Genomic DNA, 18,281 nt, shown 5'->3' with positions numbered 1-18,281 from the left:
GGGCGCGGGGAGCCGCGCGACGACGGGTGTGAGTAGTTGCTCGCGGGCGAATCGCCGCGCGCCGCGGCCGATGGACGCCCGGCGCAGCGGTCCGGATGCACCACCGGGAAGCGTACGGGGCGTCGTGGCTAGGCGGGAACGGAGCCCGCCTCGCCGGCGGCCGGATCCGGGGCACGGAAGGTGCGACGGTACGCCGACGGCGCGACTCCGGCCTCCGCCGCGAGGTGCCGCCGCAGCGAGGTGGCGGTGGCGAATCCGACCTCGTGGGCGACGCGTTCCACCGGCAGATCGCTGGACTCCAGCAGGTGCCGGGCCCGCCGCAGCCGCTGCGAGGTCAGCCAGCGGCCGGGGCTCAGACCGGTCTCCTCCTTGAAGCGCCGGGCGAAGGTACGGGTGCTCATCGCCGCGTGCGCGGCCAACTCGTCCAGCGACAGCGGCAGTTCGAGCCGCTGCAATGCCCAGTCGCGGGTCGGCCCGGTGCCGGTTGTGCCCGTCGGCGGCAGTGGCCGCTCGATGTACTGTGCCTGCCCGCCGTCCCGGTACGGCGGCATCACGCAGAGGCGGGCGACCTGGTTGGCGACCTCGGTGCCGTGGTCCTGGCGCAGCAGGTGCAGGCAGACGTCGACGCCGCTGGCCGCCCCCGCTGAGGTCAACACGTCACCGTGGTCGACGAAAAGAACGCCGGCGTCGAGCTCGACCCGGGGGAACAGTTCCCGGAAGCGGTCGCTGAGCGCCCAGTGGGTGGTGGCCCGACGCCCATCGAGGAGACCGGCGCCGGCCAGCAGGAAGGCACCGCTGCAGATCGACACCAGACGGGTGCCGGGCCGGACGCTGGAAAGCGCGTCCAGGGCCTTCGAGTCCGTGGCGGCGGCCGAGGCCTGGGTGATCGCGTACCCCGGGATGATCACGGTGTCCGCCTCGGCCAGCGCCTCAGGGCCGTGCCCGGGGGTGACGGTCAGGTCCGAGACGGTGCGCACGGGCTTTCCGTCCACGCCCGCGGTCACCACCTCGTAGCGGCCACCGGCGGAGCCCAGGACGTGCTGAGGTATGCCGAGTTCGAAGGGGTAGATCCCGTCGAGTACGAGGACGACCACCTTGTGGGCGCCAGGCCGCAGTTCAGTACCGGGGGCGGCTTGGTGGACGGGCATGGCGAGAATGTATCGGAGGCTGACTTTTCCGCCATGGCCGGGGCCGGCCCGAACGGCAAGGATCGAGGCATGACCTCGACGGAGACCTTTGAGAACCTCGACCTCCTGGGCCGTCGTCGGGATCGACCGATCGATGTGTCCCTTCGAAGTCGGACGTGTCCGGCCGAACACAGGAGGTTTTCCATGGCCAAGGGCTACTGGGCCAGTGTCTACCCCGCCATTTCCGACCCTGAGACGCTGACTGCCTACAGCGAGCTGGCGGGTCCGGCTGTCCGGGCTGCGGGCGGGCGCGTCCTGTCCCGTGGCGGTCGAGTCGTCGCCCACGAGGCCGGAATCACGCAACGCGTCGTTCTGATCGAGTTCGACAGCTTTGAACAGGCGGTCGCGGCATACGAGAGCGAGGCGTACCAGAAGGCGCTGGTGGCCCTCCCCGACGGCTTCGAGCGCGACTTCCGCATCATCGAAGGCATCGACTGACCGGCGGGCCCAGCCATCGCTGAGCGTCCGCCACCTGATACGCACCCGGTGCTCAACGACGACTCACGAGACGGGTCCGGGTTCGCGACGAAGGGCCCGGTACCGGGTAAGAACTCGGTACCGGGCCCTTGCGCGCGGCCGAACCGCCGGAGGCCTACGCCTCGAAGACCTCACGCACCAGCTGCTCCTGCTCCGCCTGGTGCCGCTTCGCGGAGCCCACCGCCGGGGACGAGCCGTGCGGGCGCGAGATGCGCCGCAGCCGCTCGCCGTGCGGGACGTCCGCGCCGACCGCCAGGTCCAGGTGGTCGATCAGGTTGAGCGCGATGAACGGCCAGGCACCCTGGTTCGCCGGCTCCTCCTGCGCCCACAGGTACTTCTCGGCGTTCGGGTACTTCTTGATCTCCGCCTGCAGCTCGGCACCCGGCAGCGGGTACAGCCGCTCGATGCGGATGATCGCCGTGTCCGTGACGCCGCGCTTGGCCCGCTCGGCCTCCAGGTCGTAGTAGACCTTGCCCGCGCAGAAGACGACCTTGCGGACGGCGGCCGGGTCGGCCGTCGAGTCGCCGATGACGGGGCGGAACTGGCCCGACGTGAACTCCTCCGTCTTCGACGCGGCGGCCTTGAGGCGCAGCATCGACTTCGGGGTGAAGACCACCAGCGGCTTGTGGTGCGGGTTGTGCACCTGCCACCGCAGGAGGTGGAAGTAGTTCGACGGCAGGGTCGGCATCGCGACCGTCATGTTGTTCTGGGCGCACAGCTGGAGGAACCGCTCGACACGGGCCGAGGAATGGTCCGGTCCCTGGCCCTCGTAGCCGTGCGGGAGCAGGAGCGTGACGCCGGACATCTGGCCCCACTTCTGCTCCGCCGCCGAGATGTACTCGTCCACCACCGTCTGCGCGCCGTTGACGAAGTCGCCGAACTGCGCCTCCCACATCACGAGCGCGTCGGGGCGGGCCAGCGAGTAGCCGTACTCGAAGCCCATGACCGCGTACTCGGACAGCAGGGAGTTGTAGACGTTGTAGCGGGCCTGGTCCTCGGCGAGGTACTGGAGCGGGGTGTACTCCTCGCCCGTCTCGCGGTCGATGAGAACCGCGTGGCGCTGGCCGAAGGTACCGCGCTGGGAGTCCTGGCCGGACAGCCGGACCGGGGTGCCCTCCAGCAGCAGGGAGCCGACGGCCAGGGTCTCGCCCATGCCCCAGTCGATCGTGCCGTCCTCGACCATGGTCGTCCGGCGCTGCAGCTGCGGCAGCAGACGCGGGTGCACGGTGAAGTGGTCGGGGATGTTGACCTGGGACTCGGCGATGCGCTTCACGACCTCCGAGGAGATCGCGGTCGGAACCGCGACCGGGAAGCCGTCCTGCGGTGCCTGGGTGTCCGCGGCGACCGGCTGCGAGGTGGCCTCGCGGACCTCCGTGAAGACCTTCTCCAGCTGGCCCTGGTAGTCCTGCAGCGCCTGCTCGGCCTCTTCCAGGGTGATGTCGCCGCGACCGATCAGGGACTCGGTGTAGAGCTTGCGCACCGAGCGCTTCTTGTCGATCAGGTCGTACATCAGCGGCTGGGTGAAGGCCGGGTTGTCGGACTCGTTGTGACCGCGGCGGCGGTAGCAGATGAGGTCGATCACGACGTCCTTGTTGAACGCCTGACGGAACTCGAACGCGAGCCGCGCCACGCGGACGACGGCCTCGGGGTCGTCGCCGTTCACGTGGAAGATCGGGGCCTCGATCATGCGGGCCACGTCCGTCGCGTACATGGAGGAACGCGAGGACTCGGGGGCCGCGGTGAAGCCGACCTGGTTGTTGATGACGATGTGGACCGTGCCGCCGGTGCGGTAGCCGCGCAGCTGCGACATGTTCAGGGTCTCGGCCACCACGCCCTGGCCCGCGAAGGCCGCGTCGCCGTGGATCGCCACCGGCAGGACCGTGAAGTCCGTGCCGCCCTTGTTGATGATGTCCTGCTTGGCGCGGGCGATGCCCTCGATGACCGGGTCGACGGTCTCCAGGTGGGACGGGTTCGCGGCCAGCGAGACGGTGATCTGCTCGCCGTCCAGGCCGGTGAAGGTGCCCTGGGCGCCCAGGTGGTACTTCACGTCGCCGGAGCCGTGCATCGACTTCGGGTCGAGGTTGCCCTCGAACTCGCGGAAGATCTGCGCGTACGACTTGCCGACGATGTTGGCGAGGACGTTCAGGCGGCCGCGGTGGGCCATGCCGATGACGACCTCGTCCAGGCGGGACTCGGCGGCGGAGTCGATGACCGCGTCCAGCAGCGGGATGACGGACTCGCCGCCCTCCAGCGAGAAGCGCTTCTGGCCGACGTACTTCGTCTGCAGGAACGTCTCGAAGGCTTCCGCCGCGTTCAGCCGGCGCAGGATGCGCAGCTGCTCCTCGCGCTCCGGCTTGGAGTGGCCGCGCTCCACGCGGTCCTGGATCCACTTGCGCTGCTTGGGGTCCTGGATGTGCATGAACTCGATGCCGGTGGTGCGGCAGTACGAGTCGCGCAGCACGCCGAGGATGTCGCGCAGCTTCATCATCGACTTGCCGGCGAAGCCGCCGACGGCGAACTCGCGCTCCAGGTCCCACAGGGTGAGGCCGTGCTCGACGATGTCGAGGTCCGGGTGCTTGCGCTGGCGGTACTCCAGCGGGTCGGTGTCGGCCATGACGTGGCCGCGGACCCGGTAGGAGTGGATCAGCTCGAAGACGCGGGCGGCCTTGGTGACGTCGTCGTCGTGGCTGGCGTCGATGTCCTTGAGCCAGCGGACCGGCTCGTAGGGGATGCGCAGGGCCTCGAAGATGTCGTCGTAGAAGCCGTTCTCGCCGAGCAGCAGGTTCGCGACCTGGCGCAGGAACTCGCCGGAGGCGGCGCCCTGGATCACCCGGTGGTCGTAGGTCGACGTGAGCGTCATGACCTTCGAGATGCCGAGCTTGTTCAGGGTGTCCTGGCTGGTGCCCTGGAACTCCGCCGGGTAGTCCATGGAGCCGACGCCCATGATCACGGACTGCCCGGGCATCAGCCGCGGCACGGAGTGGACGGTGCCCAGGCCGCCGGGGTTGGTCAGGGAGACCGTGACACCGGTGAAGTCGTCCATCGTCAGCTTGCCGTCACGGGCGCGGCGGACGATGTCCTCGTAGGCCTGCCAGAACTCGAAGAAGTTCAGCGTCTCGGCCTTCTTGATGGCGGCCACGACGAGCTGACGGTCACCGTTGGGCTTGACCAGGTCGATGGCCAGGCCCAGGTTGACGTGCGCCGGCTTGATGAGGGTCGGCTTGCCGTCCTTCTCGCCGAACGCGTGGTTCATCGCCGGCATGGCCTTGATGGCCTGCACCATCGCGTACCCGATGAGGTGCGTGAAGGAGATCTTCCCGCCCCGGGCGCGCTTGAGGTGGTTGTTGATGACGATGCGGTTGTCGAACAGCAGCTTCACCGGGACCGCGCGGACCGAGGTGGCGGTCGGCAGCTCCAGCGAGGCGTTCATGTTCTTCGCGACGGCGGCGGCCGGGCCGCGCAGCGTGACCAGCTCGGGGCCGTCCGGGGCCGCTGCGGCGGGCGCGGCCTTGGCCTTCGGCTGGGCCGGCGCCTGTGCGGGCGTCGCCGGCCTGGCCGGGGCGGGGGCCGCGGCCTTCGCCGCGGGAGCGGGAGCCGCAGCGGGCTTCGCCGCGGGAGCGGGAGCCGGGGCGGCGGCCTGGGGGGCCGGGGCCGGGGCCGGGGCCGCGGGCTGGGCCGGAGGGGCCGTGGTGGTGGTCTCTGCGGCCCCCGCGGCCGCAGTACCCGCCGCAGCCGGGGTGGCAGGAGCACCCGGCTTGTAATCGGCGAAGAAGTCCCACCAGGCACGGTCTACCGAATTCGGGTCCTGGAGGTACTGCTGATAGATCTCGTCGACGAGCCACTCGTTCGGACCGAACGCGGCAGCGGGGTTCTTCCCGGCTTGGTCGTCGGTCGAGATGCTCGAGTTACTGGGGGACTGTGGCGACACGGCGGCAACCGCCCTCTTCCGCTTCACAAGGTGATGGACAGCGGGAATAAAGGCTACGCCTCCATGGCGGGGAAGGTCAGGTCGAGCAAGGTCATCGTCGCGTAAGTCACATCGGAAATCTTGTTTCAGGGCTTGATATGGCGGGAAACAAGCGTGGTTCCGCATGTGGGAGGGTGCACCGGCCCGGGCCCGGCGCGCCTTCGTTCGACGGGTGGCGCGGGCCTGCCCCTGATCACACGTGTCCGGCTGCGCGGGAACGGCAGCGACCGTCGTGGATCTTGTGCTTCCGGTGCGGACCTTACGTCAACTGAGGACGGAAGTCAGTCCCGGAAGGGTGACGATGATCCGGCAGCCGCGTGCGGATTCGGCCACACCGATCCGGCCGCCGTGCAGATCCACCGCCCAGCGGGCGATCGCCAGCCCGAGGCCCGTACCGCCGTCGCTGCCCGGCCCGTGCGGCCGGGTCACCGCGCCCCGGTTGAACCGCTCGAACACCCGGTGCCACTCCGACCGCGGGATTCCGGGGCCCTCGTCCAGGACCTCCAACTCCAGCGACTCCGGCTGCGGCCCGCGCCGCGCCTTCACCGTCACCCGGCCGTGCGGCGGGCTGTGCTTGACCGCGTTGTCGATCAGGTTGGCGACGACCTGGTGGATGCGCTCGGGGTCCGCGTGCGCGGTCAGCTCCGGCGGGGAGACGTCGAGGTGCAGATGGACGTCGGTGCGGGTGTGGCTGCCGGAGCCCGAGGCGATGCCGGCGCGCGCCGAGGCCACCATGTTGGCCTCCTTCAGCACGCCCGACAGGTAGGGCCACACCTCGAAGCGGCGCATCTTCAGCGGTACGACGCCGTTGTCGAGCCGGGACAGGTCCAGCAGGGTCTCCACGAGCCGGCCGAGCCGCTCGGTCTGCTTCAGGGCCGTCCGCATGGTCTCGGGGTCGGCCTCGGTGACCCCGTCGACGATGTTCTCCAGCACGGCACGCAGGCCGGCGATGGGGGTGCGCAGCTCGTGCGAGACGTTCGCGACCAGCTCTTTGCGCTGGCTGTGCTGGGCCTCCAGCTCGTCCGCCATGACGTTGATCGTCCCGGCCAGGTCGCCCAGCTCGTCCCGGCGGCCCTCGCTCACCCGGCGGGTGTAGTCGCCCTCGGAGATCGACCGCGCCACCGTGTTCATCTCGTCCAGCGGCATGGTCAGCGAATGCGCCACGAACTGCGTGATCAGCAGGGTGGCGATCATCGAGAAGACCGTGATGAAGCGCAGCTCGGTCTTGGTGTGCACGGCGACGATCGACAGTCCGGTGGTGATCAGCACCGATATGACGACCAGCGCACCGAGCTTGGTCTTGATCGAGAACGGGCGTACGCCGCCCCAGGGGTCCTCCCCGGGGCTCCTCCGCGTGGCCTGGCGCCCGCCGCCGCTCATGGGGTGGGCGTCTCCAGGGCGTATCCCACGCCGTGCACGGTGCGGATCCGCTCGGCGCCGATCTTCCGGCGCAGCGCCTTGATGTGGCTGTCGACCGTGCGGGTGCCGGAGGCGTCCGCCCAGTCCCACACCTCGGCCAGCAGCTGCTCCCGGGAGAGCACCGCGCGCGGGGTGTTCGCCAGGCACACCAGCAGGTCGAACTCGGTGGGCGTGAGGTGGACGTCCTCGGACTTCACCCGCACCCGGCGCTGCGCGTGGTCGATCTCCAGCTCGCCGAGGCGCAGGATGCCGCTGCGGGGCGTCGCGGCGGCCAGCGCCGCCCGCTCCACCCGCCGCAGCAGCACGTGCACCCGCGCGGCCAGCTCCCGCATCGAGAACGGCTTGGTCATGTAGTCGTCCGCGCCGACCCCGAGACCGACCAGCATGTCCGTCTCGTCGTCCCGCGCGGTCAGCATCAGCACCGGCACCGGCCGCTGCGCCTGCACCCGCCGGCAGACCTCGAGGCCGTCGAAGCCCGGCAGCATGATGTCGAGGATCAGCAGATCGGGCTGCCAGGCCTCGGCCGTGTCGACGGCGGCCGGGCCGTCCGACGCGGTTTGCACGAGAAATCCCTCGGCGCGGAGCCGGGCCGCGATGGCGTCGACGATCGTGGGGTCGTCCTCGACGACCAGGACCCGGCGCTGTGCGCCCGGGGTGGTCGTCGCCGCGCCGCTCTGGGAGGTGTGTGTCTGCTCCATCGCCCGCCCCTGCTTGTTGCTTTCCGGAACCCGTGGGGTGATCCCATGTCTGCGCTTGACGCTTGAATGATCCGCGTCAGGGCAGCACATTACGGGGATCCACCATGCTGTCGCTATCCAGGTCGGACGCCGAGGTGCACGGCGTCCGGAACGCCCCGGGCAACGGGCACCTCTTCGGTACGCACCTGCCGGAACCCGGCATTCCGCATGGTTCCTTCAAATTCCGGAGAGGGCTCGGCGGACCACACGGCGAGCACCCCGCCGGGATTCAACACCCTTGTGCAGGCGGCGAGTCCGGCCGGCGCGTAGAGACCGTGGTTGTCGTCCGTGACGGTCCAGCCGGGTCCGTTGTCGATGTCCAGACAGAGCGCGTCAAACGTGTCGGAAGTCTCATTGACGAACGCCACGAGGTCGTCCCGCACGATCTCGGTGCGCGGATCGCCGAGCGCACTGGCGGAGATCTCCGCCAGCGGCCCGCCCCGGTGCCAGTCGATGACGGCGGGTTCCCGCTCCACGACGGTGATCCGCCCCCACCGGGAGTCCGCCGCCGCATGTGCGAGTGAGAAGCCCACGCCCAGCCCGCCGATCAGCACCTTCGGCTCCGGCCGCCCGTCCAGCGCGTCGTACGCGGCGTCCACCAGCAGCCGCTCCGAACGGCCGTCCGAGGTGTCCATCAGGAAACAGCCGTTGGCGATGATCTGCAGCAGCGTCCCGTGCCGGCGCAGCGCCACCTCGCCGTACGGGCCGTCGCGCCGGTCGAGGACCACGGGGGAGTCGTGCACGGCAGCAGTCATGCCCCCCATCCTGCTCGAACGCGGCTTGTCGTTCACGGGAATTGCGGATGACGCGCGCGCTGTCGACACCGGGCCGGGGCGGACGCATCCGGTACGTGAGAGGTTGCTGTGAATCCGCTCTTGCGTGGCGTCGGTCATAGACAGCGGCCCGCGCAACACGAAAGGTGGGGCGCGACGGAAGGAGCGCCACACCGTGGAACCCATCGCGACGGGCCCTGCGTCGGCCGCGGCCGCGGCCCTGCCGGGCGCGCCCCTTCCCGACGGCGCCGCCGTCGCGACGCCCGCCCTCGCGGACCTGCTGGACGGCATGCCCCGCCAGCGGCACGCCACGGTCCCCGCCTGCGACCCCGCCCCCGTGCCTGTGCCCGCCGCGGTCGGCGCCCCGACGCGCCCGGCCGTGCGGTTCCCACGGGTGTGGCGCCTGCTGCCCACGCCCGCCGGCACCCCGTTCACCTTCGCCTACGGCGCCCTCCTGGCCCTCACCTCGGTGATCGCGGCGCTGGCCGACCCGGGCCTGGTGCACGCCCTCTACCAGGACTCCAGCACGGACGTCGCCCACCTGGTGCGCACCCCTGTCCTGGTGCTGCTGGGGAGCGCGCTGTGGATCGCGGGCGGCGTCCTGTCGCCGTACGCGCTGGCGTTCGTGCTGGTGCTCACCGCGCTCGAACGGCGCATAGGCGGCGCGCGGGCGGCCTGTGTCTTCCTGGCCGGTCATGTCCTGGCCACCCTCGCCACCGAGGTCCCCGTGGGCCTGGCCGTCCTGGTCGGCCACCTCCCCGCCACCTCGCTGCACCGGCTCGACTACGGCATCAGCTTCGGTGTCGCCGCCAGCACCGGCGCCCTCGCCGGCCTGCTGCGCCCCTGGCTGCGCTGGCCGCTTCTGGCGCTCGCGACCACCGTCCTCGTCGACGACCTGATCGCCTTCCAGGACCCGATGACGAACTGGGGCCATCTGATCGCCCTGTCGATCGGTGTGGCGAGCTGGCCCCTGTTGCGCCGCTGGAACCAGCCGGCCTGAGGACGCCGAGCGCGCCCGGGCGGGTGATCGCTCACAGCGAACACACACGGGGAACACCCGTCTCCTCCCCGCAGTTGAGTCGGCATAGCTCAACTTGACTGCCGAAGGGGAGATCATGGCTACTGAGTCCACGGCGTTCACGCTCGTCCTGCCCGTGCTGCCGCTCGATGACGAGGTCGTGCTGCCCGGCATGGTGGTCCCGCTGGACCTGAGCGACTCCGAGGTGCGGGCCGCGGTGGAGGCCGCCCAGGCCGCCGCCCGGTCCACGCCCGGAAAGCCCAAGGTGCTGCTGGTCCCGCGCGTCGACGGCACGTACGCGAAGACCGGTGTGCTGGGCACGGTCGAGCAGGTCGGCCGGCTGGCCGACGGTGACCCGGGGGCTCTGATCCGCGGCCGTAGCCGGGTGCGGATCGGCGCCGGCACCACCGGTCCCGGCGCCGCCCTGTGGGTCGAGGGCGCCCGCATCGACGAGACCGTCCCCGACCCGCTGCCCGGTCAGGTCGCGGACCTGGTCAAGGAATACAAGGCACTGGCCACCACCTGGCTGAAGAAGCGCGGTGCCTGGCAGGTCGTGGACCGCGTCCAGGCCATCGACGACGTCTCCGCGCTCGCCGACAACTCCGGCTACTCGCCGTTCCTCACCACAGACCAGAAGGTCGAACTGCTGGAGACCGCCGACCCGGTGGCCCGGCTCAGGCTCGCCGCACAGCAGCTCCGCGACCATCTCGCCGAGCAGGAAGTGGCCGAGACCATCGCCAAGGACGTCCAGGAGGGCGTCGACAAGCAGCAGCGCGAGTTCCTGCTGCGCCGTCAGCTGGAGGCCGTCCGCAAGGAACTGCGCGAGCTGAACGGCGGGGACTCCAAGGACTCGGCCGAGGAGTCCGACGACTACCGCGCCCGCGTCGAGGCCGCCGACCTGCCGGAGAAGGTCCGCGAGGCCGCGCTCAAGGAGGTCGACAAGCTGGAGCGGTCCAGCGACCAGTCCCCCGAGGGCTCCTGGATCCGCACCTGGCTGGACACCGTCCTGGAGCTGCCCTGGAACGAGCGGACCGAGGACGCCTACGACATCCAGGGCGCCAAGGCGGTCCTCGACGCCGAGCACGCCGGCCTGGAGGACGTGAAGGAGCGCATCACCGAGTACCTGGCCGTGCGCAAGCGGCGCGGCGAGCGCGGCCTGGGCGTCATCGGCGGGCGGCGCGGCGGTGCCGTGCTGGCCCTGGTAGGCCCGCCCGGCGTCGGAAAGACCAGCTTGGGGCAGAGTGTCGCGCATGCGATGGGCCGCGAGTTCGTCCGCGTCGCCCTCGGCGGCGTCCGCGACGAGGCCGAGATCCGCGGTCACCGCCGTACGTACGTCGGCGCGCTGCCCGGCCGGATCGTGCGTGCGATCAAGGAGGCCGGGTCCATGAACCCGGTGGTCCTGCTGGACGAGATCGACAAGGTGGGCTCCGACTTCCGCGGCGACCCGGCCGCGGCCCTGCTCGAAGTCCTGGACCCGGCGCAGAACCACACCTTCCGCGACCACTACCTGGAGGTCGAACTCGACCTGTCGGACGTGGTCTTCCTGGCCACCGCCAACGTCCTGGAGGCCATCCCGGAGGCGCTCGCCGACCGTATGGAGATCGTCCGCCTGGACGGCTACACCGAGGACGAGAAGGTCGTCATCGCCCGCGACCACCTGCTCCCGCGCCAGCTGGAGCGGGCGGGACTGAGCGAGGACGAGGTCGCCCTGGAGGAGAGCGCCCTGCGCAAGCTGGCCGGCGAGTACACCCGCGAGGCGGGCGTCCGCACCTTGGAGCGGTCCATCGCACGGCTGCTCCGCAAGATCGCGGCCCAGCACGAACTCGGCCGGCGGGAGCTGCCGTTCACCGTGACGGACGGCGACCTGCGCGCACTGATCGGACGCCCGCACCACGTGCCCGAGTCCGCCCAGGACCCGGCCGAGCGCCGTACGTCCGTGCCCGGCGTGGCGACCGGTCTCGCGGTCACCGGGGCCGGCGGTGACGTCCTCTTCGTGGAGGCGTCCCTGGCCGACCCGGAGACGGGAGCCGCGGGCCTGACCCTGACCGGTCAGCTCGGTGACGTGATGAAGGAGTCGGCGCAGATCGCGCTGAGCTTCCTGCGCAGCCACGGTGCCGAACTGGGGCTCGCGGTGGGCGACCTGAAGGACCGGGGGGTGCACATCCACTTCCCGGCGGGCGCGGTCCCGAAGGACGGCCCGAGCGCGGGCATCACGATGACCACGGCCCTCGCCTCGCTGCTCTCCGGCCGGCTGGTCCGCACGGACGTGGCGATGACCGGCGAGGTCTCGCTGACCGGGCGTGTGCTGCCCATCGGGGGCGTGAAGCAGAAGCTGCTCGCCGCACAGCGTGCCGGGGTGACCACCGTGATCATCCCCAAGCGCAACGAACCCGACCTGGACGACGTCCCGGCCGAGGTGCTGGACAAGCTCGACGTCCACACCGTGACCGACGTCCGCCAAGTCCTTCAGCTGGCGCTCGCGCCCGCCACGGACGGCGCGGTGCCCACGGTTCCGGTAGCGGCGTGACGGACGCTGCCGGATGAGCGAGGGCCCGGGTCCCGTGAGGGAGGCCCGGGCCTTCGCATGCGCTCACACGGGGGTCTGTCGGTAGAATTCAGGCGTGAGTTGGCCGCCCAGAAGCCCCTCCGGGCTGATCGGGGCCGAGATCGCGGGATACCGCGTGGAACGCGAGCTCGGCCGCGGCGGCATGGCCGTCGTCTACCGCGCCAAGGACCTGCGCCTCGGCCGGACGGTCGCCCTCAAACTGCTCGCCCCGGAGTACACGCGCAACGACGCCTTCCGCCGCCGGTTCGCCCAGGAGTCCCGGGTCGCCGCCGCCATCGACCACCCCAACATCGTCCCCGTCTTCGAAGCCGGCGAGACCGACGGGATCCTCTACATCGCCATGTGCTTCGTCGCCGGCCAGGACCTGCGTGCCCTGCTCGACCGGGAGGGCCCGCTGCCGGCCGCGACCGCGCTGCGCATCGCCGCCCAGCTGGCGTCCGCGCTCGACGCCGCCCACGCGCGCGACCTGGTGCACCGGGACGTCAAACCCGGCAACGTCCTGGTCGCCAAGGGTGTCGACAGTGACCACCCCGAGCACGTCTACCTCACCGACTTCGGGCTGGCGAAGAAGTCGCTGTCGCTCACCGGGTTCACCACCGCCGGCGAGTTCGTCGGCACCCTCGACTACGTGGCACCCGAGCGCGTCGCCGGGCGCCCGGTGGACGGCAGGTCCGACCTGTACAGCCTGGCCTGCGTGGTCCACGAGATGCTCGCCGGCACCCCGCCCTTCCGGCGGGACGACCACCTCGAACTGTTGTGGGCCCACCAGTACGACCCGCCGCCGGCGCTCAGCAAGGAGCGGCCGGACATCCCGGCGGCCGCCGACGAGGTCCTGCGGTGCGCCCTGGCCAAGGCCCCGGGCGACCGCCACGGCTCCTGCCTGGAGTTCGTGGCGGCCCTGCGCACCGCCGCCGGCGACCCGGACGCGGCACCGCGCCGCCGTACGCCGACCCAGGTGGACCGCGTTCCGCCACCGGCACCGCCGCCCTGGGCCGGGCCGGTCCTCTCCTGACGCCCGCCCGACGCCGCCGCCGCTTACGCGGGCTCTACCCAACGCCTGTGTCCCCGTCAAGTCCCGAGTCCTCGGAACATGACCCGTATTTCCCGTTCCGGCCTACTGGAAGTGCGCCGGAAAACACCCGGCCAATCCACTCGGGAAATACACACAGCAAGGGGAGAAAGCTCATGACTCGCAAGGTTCACACCCACGACGAAATCCGCCCGAAGCGCCGGGGCCTCCGTCTCGCGACCCTCGCCGCCTCGGCCGCGCTGGTCACCGGAGGGGTCCTGCTGCCCGTGTCCGGCGCGATGGCGGCCCCGATGCCCACCTCGACCGCGGCCTTCGTCCAGGGCGGAGGCGCCGGTGGTGCCGGGGGTGACGGCGGCTCCGGGCTGGTCGGCGGCGGTGGCGGCGCCGGTGGCTCCGGCGGCGGCAGCGTCCTCGGTACCGGCGGTGACGGTGGCGCCGGCGGCAAGGGCGGCGACGGCGTCCTCTCCGGTGGCGGCGGCGGTGGCGGCGGTGGCGGCGGCGGGAAGGGCGGCAACAGCGTCTTCCAGGGCGGCAACGGAGGCAAGGGCGGCAAGGGCGGCGTCGGCGGGCTCTTCGGCGGCGCCGGCGGGTCCGGCGGGGCCGGCGGGATCAGCCTCTTCTGACCGTCACTTCCGCTGACCGTCCACGGGGTGGAGGCCGCGAGTGCCTCCACCCCTCCCCGAACCCCCCTTCCGCGATCCCTCACCGGCACTCCTGACCCCGAAACGGAGCCCCCCATGTCCAGCAGCACCTGGCGGCGTCCCTTCGTCCTCGCGGCGGCCTCCGTGGCGCTCGTCACCACCACCGCGTGCGCCGCCCAAGCAGCCACCCACATCGCCCCGGCCACCGGCAGCCACGCGGCCGCCCCGGCCGACCGGTCCGCGCACTGCGGAGAGGGCGGCGAAGGCGGCAAGGGCGGTGCGCCCGGGCAGCCGGGTGAGCCCGGAGAGCCCGGCAAGCCCGGCTGTGCGCCGTTCCACGGCCTGAGCGACCTGCCCGGCAAACCGAAGTCGAAGCTCTCCCGGGTGGAGAAGGCACGCATCGCGCTGGCGGTGCTGACCGGCCGGGTGACCGAGGCCGACGCGGCCAAGAAGTACAAGGTCCCGGAGAAGGAAATCAGCAAGTGGGAGCGGAATCTCCTGGACGGCGAGTGGCTCGAATTCCTCCGAGTGGATTCCTGAGGAAAGCCATGCGCAAGCACTCCTGGAAATTCGGTCTCGGTCTCGCCGTCTCCACCTTCGTGATCGCCGGAGGTGCGATGGCACCGGCCGCGACGGCCGCCACCGGCCCCGTCGGCGGCGGAGCGGGCAGCGGCCGTCCCGGCCTCGGCAGCGTCCATGTCGGCAACGGCAGCGTCCGCATCGGCGACTCGATCTGCGCGGGCAACTGCAACGGCACGGTCAACGGCGGCAGCGGCTCGGGCGGCGGCATCTGCGCCGGGCTCTGCAACGGCAGCGCCAACGGCGGCAGCGGCACCCCCGGCGTGCCGGGCCGCAGCGGCGGCAACGGGGGGAACGGCGGCATCTGCGTCGGCGTCTGCGCCGGCAGCGCCAACGGCGGCAGCGGCGGGAACGGCGGCGACGCGGCGGGCACGGGCGACGGCGGCGACGGCGGCCGGGGCGGCGACGGCGGGATCTGCCTCGGCGTGGGCTGCGAGACCAGCGGTCAGGGCGGCCGCGGGGGCAACGGTGGCAGTGGCTGACTCAGCCGGTGGTCCCGGCCACCGACTGCTCCGCCCACACCGTCTTGCCGACCCGGTCGTGCCGGGTGCCCCAGCGGTCGGCCAGCTGGGCGACCAGCAGCAGACCCCGGCCACCCTCGTCGAAGATACGGGCGCGCCGCATGTGCGGGGTGGTGCCGCTGGAGTCGTACACCTCGCAGATCAGGGTCGAGTCCTGGTGGATCAGCCGGAGCTGGACGGGCGGCCGGCCGTACCGCATGGCGTTGGTGACCAGCTCGCTGACCATCAGCTCGGTGGGGAAGGCCGCCTCGTCCAGGCCCCACGCGGACAGCTGGTCGCAGGCCAGGTGGCGGGCCCGGGAGACGTCCGTGAGGTCGTTCGCCAGCTCCCAGGCGGCGACCCGGTCCCCGTGCAGGACCCGGGTGCGGGCGACGAGCAGGGCGATGTCGTCGTCGGGACGGTGGCTCAGCAGCTCGGTGAGCACGTGGTCGCAGACGGAGTCCAGCGTGGCCGCGGGCCGGCCGAGCGCGGCGAACATCTTGTCCAGCGCCTCGTCGATGTCGTGCTCGCGGGCCTCGAAGAGCCCGTTGGTGTAGAGCGCGAGGAGACTGCCCTCGGGCAGTTCGGTCTCGACGGCCTCGAAGGGCAGCCCGCCGAGCCCGAGCGGGGGCCCCGCGGGCACGTCGAGGAAGCGCACGGCGCCGTCCGGCATGACCACGGCGGGCGGCGGATGGCCCGCCCGGGCCAGGGTGCACCGGCGCGAGACCGGGTCGTACACCGCGTACAGACAGGTGGTGCCGATGCCGCCGGCGGTCTCGGCGGCCGGGTCCGCGCTGCCCTCGTCGGCGGCGAGCCGCAGGACCAGGTCGTCGAGGTGGGTGAGGAGTTCGTCGGCCGGCAGATCGACGTCGGCCAGGGTGCGTACGGCGGTACGCAGCCGGCCCATGGTGGCCGAGGCGCGGATGCCGTGGCCGACCACGTCCCCCACGACGAGTGCCACCCGCGCCCCGGACAGCGGGATCACGTCGAACCAGTCGCCGCCCACGCCGGCCCGGGTCGCGGCGGGCAGATAGCGGGTGGCGATCTCCAGGGCCGCCTGCGCGGGCAGTGTGTGCGGGAGCAGGCTCTGCTGCAGGGCCATGGTGGTGGTGCGGGCCCGGGAACAGGCGCGGGCCTGCCGGATGCCGGCGGACGCCCGGGCCGTGAACTCCTGGGCCAGCCGCAGCTCCTCCGGGCCGAACGCGCCGCGGCCGGGGCGCCGGGCGAAGAGCGCCACGCCGAGCATGCTGCCCTGGGCGAGCAGCGGTACCACCAGCAGTGAACGTGCTCCGGACGCGCGCAGCCACGCCGCACCCGGGTCCGCCGCCGCCCACTCGGCGACGACCGGGTCGGTCGTGTCGTACAGCAGCGGCCGGCTCGCCGCGAGGCACTGGGCGGGAGGGGAGTCCACCGGGCAGACGACCGCCTCGCCGACGCCGGCGCCGTACGCGGGTCCGTAGCCGTCCGGGACGGCGCGCAGTGCGGCGCGGCGCAGCATCACCGGGCCGGGCCGGCCGGGCTCCTCGTCCACCTCCCGGGGCGTGTCGAACAGGTCGACCGCCATGACGTCCGCGAGCCGGGGAACCGTGACCTCGCCGAGTTCCTGGGCGGCACGGGCCTGGTCCGCCCCCGGGCCGACGGGCGAGCCGCTCTCGGCCGAGGGGCGCGCCGCGGCGGCGGTGTCCTGGCCGGGTGCCTGCGTGGACAGGCAGACGGCGCGCACCCGGCCGCCGGCGTCCTTCAGCGGAGTGAGCACGGCGGCCGCGCCCAGCTCCGTGCCGAGCCCGGTCCTGGCCTCCTGCGGCCGACCCGACTCCAGCGCCAGCCGCATCGCCCCGTCGGCCTCCTCGCTCGCGGCGCCCGGCACGATGTGCGGCAGGCTCAGGCCGCGCATCGCCGCCTCGGGCAGGGCGAGGGCGTGTTCCATCCGGCGGTTGGCGCGTACGAGCCGCAGGTCGGCGTCGAAGATCGCCAGCGGGAAGGGGGACTGCAGGAACGTCCACTCCTCCAGCGGTTCGCCCCGGGGCGGCTGGCTGCGCACCGTGACGGCGCTGACCACGAGCCAGTCGGTGACCCCGGTGTCCGAGGTCCGGCGGTGCGCGAGCACGCGCAGCTCCAGCAGCCGGCCGTCGCGGTGGCGCAGCGGGACGGTGCCGTTCCAGCGTTCGCGGCCGGCCAGAACGCGGCGCGCCGCCGAGCCGTCGGCGGCGAGCAGTGCGATGGCGGGCCGTCCGACGACGGCCGGGGCGTCGTAGCCGAGCAGCCGCCGTGCGCCTTCGCTCCAGCTCGTGAGGATGCCCAGCTCATCGATGGTGGCCGTGGCCGTGTACGTCGACTGTCGCTCCATCGCCGCTCATCTCGCCTAGCTCGGCAGGCTCTCCCTGACCAGCATGATCCCGGCCGGCGGAGAGCACCAACGCAGGGAAAGCGACCCCTGTCCGGTCGGACAGGGGTGCCCGGCACAGGTCGACCGCCGGCCGTCGGCCAGGGCCTGCACACGGTGGGTGGAGCTAGCCGTTGGCCAGGGCCTGTATGCGGTCCAGCGCGCCGTTGAACTTGTCGTGGTCGCCGACGGTCGGGCCGGAGGAGGTGTACTGCCACATCGTGTAGTACGACCAGCCGGCCGGCAGCGTCCCCGGGTCCGAGGCGTAGCGGGCGATCCACAGCGGGTTGTTCGCGGCGAAGCCGCCGTAGTCGCCGGTGCACTGGGTCCACCAGCTGGTGGCCGTGTAGATCACGGGGTAGCGGCTGGTGAGCGAGTGGTAGGTGGTGACGAAGTCGGCGATCCAGCTGACCATCTGGCTCGCGGTCTTGCCGTAGCAGGCGGCGCCGTAGGGGTTCCATTCGATGTCGAGCGCGCCCGGCAGGGTCTTGCCGTCCCGGGACCAGCCGCCGCCGTGGCCGACGAAGTAGTTCGCCTGGGTGGCGCCGCTGGTGGTGTCCGGGGTGGCGAAGTGGTAGGAGCCGCGGATCATGCCCACGTTGTACGAGCCGTTGTACTGCTGGGCGAAGTACGGGTTGGTGTAGTACGTGCCCTCCGTCGCCTTGGTGTACGCCCAGCGCACCCCGCTGCCCCACAGCGTCGACCAGGCGACGTTGCCCTGGTGGGCGGAGACGTCGACGCCCTCGGTCTGGGTGACGTCAGCCGAGGTGGGGGTGCCGTCGCGGCCGTCGTGGGCGAGGACGCCCATACCCATGTGGGCGGAGCCGCGGCTGGGGGTGGTCGCGGCGTGGGCGGAGGTGAGGGGGAGGGTGAGGGAGAGCGCCGCGAGCAGGGCCGTGACGAGGACGGCGAGCGGGCGCGGGCGGATCGAGCGGGCGGGGCGGTCGGAGCCGGGTCTGCGCACGGGCATGACGTGCCTCCGGGAGGTGGGGTGGGGGGAACGT

General features: G+C 72.0%; 14 protein-coding genes. 7 read left to right on the top strand and 7 right to left on the bottom strand.

Features of this window, described 5'->3' with window-relative positions; genetic code table 11:
- Positions 1–128: 128 nt before the first annotated feature.
- Entirely contained in the window at positions 129–1,148 is a 1,020-nt protein-coding gene (locus tag IO33_RS0111330; RefSeq protein WP_107069283.1) for a GlxA family transcriptional regulator, read from the bottom strand.
- 183 nt (positions 1,149–1,331) lie between these two features.
- Here IO33_RS0111330 and IO33_RS0111325 point away from each other — a divergent pair, with 183 nt between their 5' ends.
- Positions 1,332–1,625, top strand: a complete 294-nt coding sequence (locus tag IO33_RS0111325; RefSeq protein ID WP_031163272.1) for a DUF1330 domain-containing protein — start codon at positions 1,332–1,334, stop codon at positions 1,623–1,625.
- A 154-nt stretch (positions 1,626–1,779) separates the two neighbouring features.
- Here the strand turns inward: IO33_RS0111325 and IO33_RS0111320 are convergent, their stop codons facing one another.
- The 4 genes from IO33_RS0111320 to IO33_RS0111305 all read right to left on the bottom strand — a co-directional run bounded on the left by IO33_RS0111320 (position 1,780) and on the right by IO33_RS0111305 (position 8,551).
- Positions 1,780–5,592, bottom strand: a complete 3,813-nt coding sequence (locus tag IO33_RS0111320) for a multifunctional oxoglutarate decarboxylase/oxoglutarate dehydrogenase thiamine pyrophosphate-binding subunit/dihydrolipoyllysine-residue succinyltransferase subunit (RefSeq protein WP_031163270.1) — start codon at positions 5,590–5,592, stop codon at positions 1,780–1,782.
- Positions 5,593–5,895: 303 nt separating this feature from the next.
- On the bottom strand, positions 5,896–7,011 hold the full coding sequence (locus tag IO33_RS0111315) for a HAMP domain-containing sensor histidine kinase (protein ID WP_031163268.1): 1,116 nt from the start codon (positions 7,009–7,011) through the stop codon (positions 5,896–5,898).
- Complete coding sequence (locus IO33_RS0111310; RefSeq protein WP_031163266.1) at positions 7,008–7,748, bottom strand: response regulator transcription factor; 741 nt, start codon at positions 7,746–7,748, stop codon at positions 7,008–7,010. Before IO33_RS0111310 ends, IO33_RS0111315 begins: the two co-directional genes overlap by 4 nt.
- 113 nt (positions 7,749–7,861) lie before the next feature.
- Complete coding sequence (locus IO33_RS0111305) at positions 7,862–8,551, bottom strand: spermine/spermidine synthase domain-containing protein (RefSeq protein ID WP_425347961.1); 690 nt, start codon at positions 8,549–8,551, stop codon at positions 7,862–7,864.
- A 184-nt stretch (positions 8,552–8,735) separates the two neighbouring features.
- Between IO33_RS0111305 and IO33_RS0111300 the strand changes: the two genes are divergently transcribed.
- The 6 genes from IO33_RS0111300 (at position 8,736) to IO33_RS45870 (ending at position 14,876) form a co-directional block, all read left to right on the top strand.
- Positions 8,736–9,560, top strand: coding sequence for a rhomboid-like protein (locus tag IO33_RS0111300; RefSeq protein ID WP_031163262.1), 825 nt, complete (start codon positions 8,736–8,738; stop codon positions 9,558–9,560).
- A gap of 115 nt (positions 9,561–9,675) precedes the next feature.
- Positions 9,676–12,105 (top strand): endopeptidase La, encoded by a 2,430-nt coding sequence (gene lon, locus IO33_RS0111295; RefSeq protein WP_031163260.1) that lies wholly within the window; start codon positions 9,676–9,678, stop codon positions 12,103–12,105.
- 94 nt (positions 12,106–12,199) lie between these two features.
- Positions 12,200–13,156: a serine/threonine-protein kinase gene (locus IO33_RS0111290; RefSeq protein WP_031163258.1), complete on the top strand. Its 957-nt coding sequence runs from the start codon at positions 12,200–12,202 to the stop codon at positions 13,154–13,156.
- Between the two features lie 173 nt (positions 13,157–13,329).
- Positions 13,330–13,797 (top strand): hypothetical protein, encoded by a 468-nt coding sequence (locus tag IO33_RS51680; protein WP_209438844.1) that lies wholly within the window; start codon positions 13,330–13,332, stop codon positions 13,795–13,797.
- A gap of 114 nt (positions 13,798–13,911) precedes the next feature.
- Positions 13,912–14,355, top strand: a complete 444-nt coding sequence (locus IO33_RS0111280) for a hypothetical protein (RefSeq protein ID WP_031163254.1) — start codon at positions 13,912–13,914, stop codon at positions 14,353–14,355.
- An 8-nt stretch (positions 14,356–14,363) separates the two neighbouring features.
- On the top strand, positions 14,364–14,876 hold the full coding sequence (locus IO33_RS45870; RefSeq protein WP_031163252.1) for a hypothetical protein: 513 nt from the start codon (positions 14,364–14,366) through the stop codon (positions 14,874–14,876).
- A 1-nt stretch (position 14,877) separates the two neighbouring features.
- Here IO33_RS45870 and IO33_RS0111270 read toward each other — a convergent pair whose 3' ends face one another.
- Both IO33_RS0111270 and IO33_RS0111265 read right to left on the bottom strand, forming a co-directional pair.
- Entirely contained in the window at positions 14,878–17,241 is a 2,364-nt protein-coding gene (locus IO33_RS0111270) for an ATP-binding SpoIIE family protein phosphatase (RefSeq protein WP_031163250.1), read from the bottom strand.
- A 163-nt stretch (positions 17,242–17,404) separates the two neighbouring features.
- On the bottom strand, positions 17,405–18,247 hold the full coding sequence (locus IO33_RS0111265) for a lysozyme (RefSeq protein ID WP_031163248.1): 843 nt from the start codon (positions 18,245–18,247) through the stop codon (positions 17,405–17,407).
- Positions 18,248–18,281: the final 34 nt, after the last annotated feature.

Origin of the sequence: Streptomyces durhamensis (assembly GCF_000725475.1) — a bacterium.
GTDB lineage: Bacteria > Actinomycetota > Actinomycetes > Streptomycetales > Streptomycetaceae > Streptomyces > Streptomyces filipinensis.
This window is presented reverse-complemented; position numbering and strand designations above follow the sequence as displayed.

What these genes read in the sequence shown, in the direction of transcription:
- IO33_RS0111330 (WP_107069283.1), bottom strand. Translation starts at nt 1,148, where the DNA reads ATGCCCGTCCACCAAGCCGCCCCCGGTACTGAACTGCGGCCTGGCGCC.
- IO33_RS0111325 (WP_031163272.1), top strand. Translation starts at nt 1,332, where the DNA reads ATGGCCAAGGGCTACTGGGCCAGTGTCTACCCCGCCATTTCCGACCCT.
- IO33_RS0111315 (WP_031163268.1), bottom strand. Translation starts at nt 7,011, where the DNA reads ATGAGCGGCGGCGGGCGCCAGGCCACGCGGAGGAGCCCCGGGGAGGAC.
- IO33_RS0111310 (WP_031163266.1), bottom strand. Translation starts at nt 7,748, where the DNA reads ATGGAGCAGACACACACCTCCCAGAGCGGCGCGGCGACGACCACCCCG.
- IO33_RS0111305 (WP_425347961.1), bottom strand. Translation starts at nt 8,551, where the DNA reads ATGGGGGGCATGACTGCTGCCGTGCACGACTCCCCCGTGGTCCTCGAC.
- lon (WP_031163260.1), top strand. Translation starts at nt 9,676, where the DNA reads ATGGCTACTGAGTCCACGGCGTTCACGCTCGTCCTGCCCGTGCTGCCG.
- IO33_RS51680 (WP_209438844.1), top strand. Translation starts at nt 13,330, where the DNA reads ATGACTCGCAAGGTTCACACCCACGACGAAATCCGCCCGAAGCGCCGG.
- IO33_RS0111280 (WP_031163254.1), top strand. Translation starts at nt 13,912, where the DNA reads ATGTCCAGCAGCACCTGGCGGCGTCCCTTCGTCCTCGCGGCGGCCTCC.
- IO33_RS45870 (WP_031163252.1), top strand. Translation starts at nt 14,364, where the DNA reads ATGCGCAAGCACTCCTGGAAATTCGGTCTCGGTCTCGCCGTCTCCACC.
- IO33_RS0111270 (WP_031163250.1), bottom strand. Translation starts at nt 17,241, where the DNA reads ATGGAGCGACAGTCGACGTACACGGCCACGGCCACCATCGATGAGCTG.
- IO33_RS0111265 (WP_031163248.1), bottom strand. Translation starts at nt 18,247, where the DNA reads ATGCCCGTGCGCAGACCCGGCTCCGACCGCCCCGCCCGCTCGATCCGC.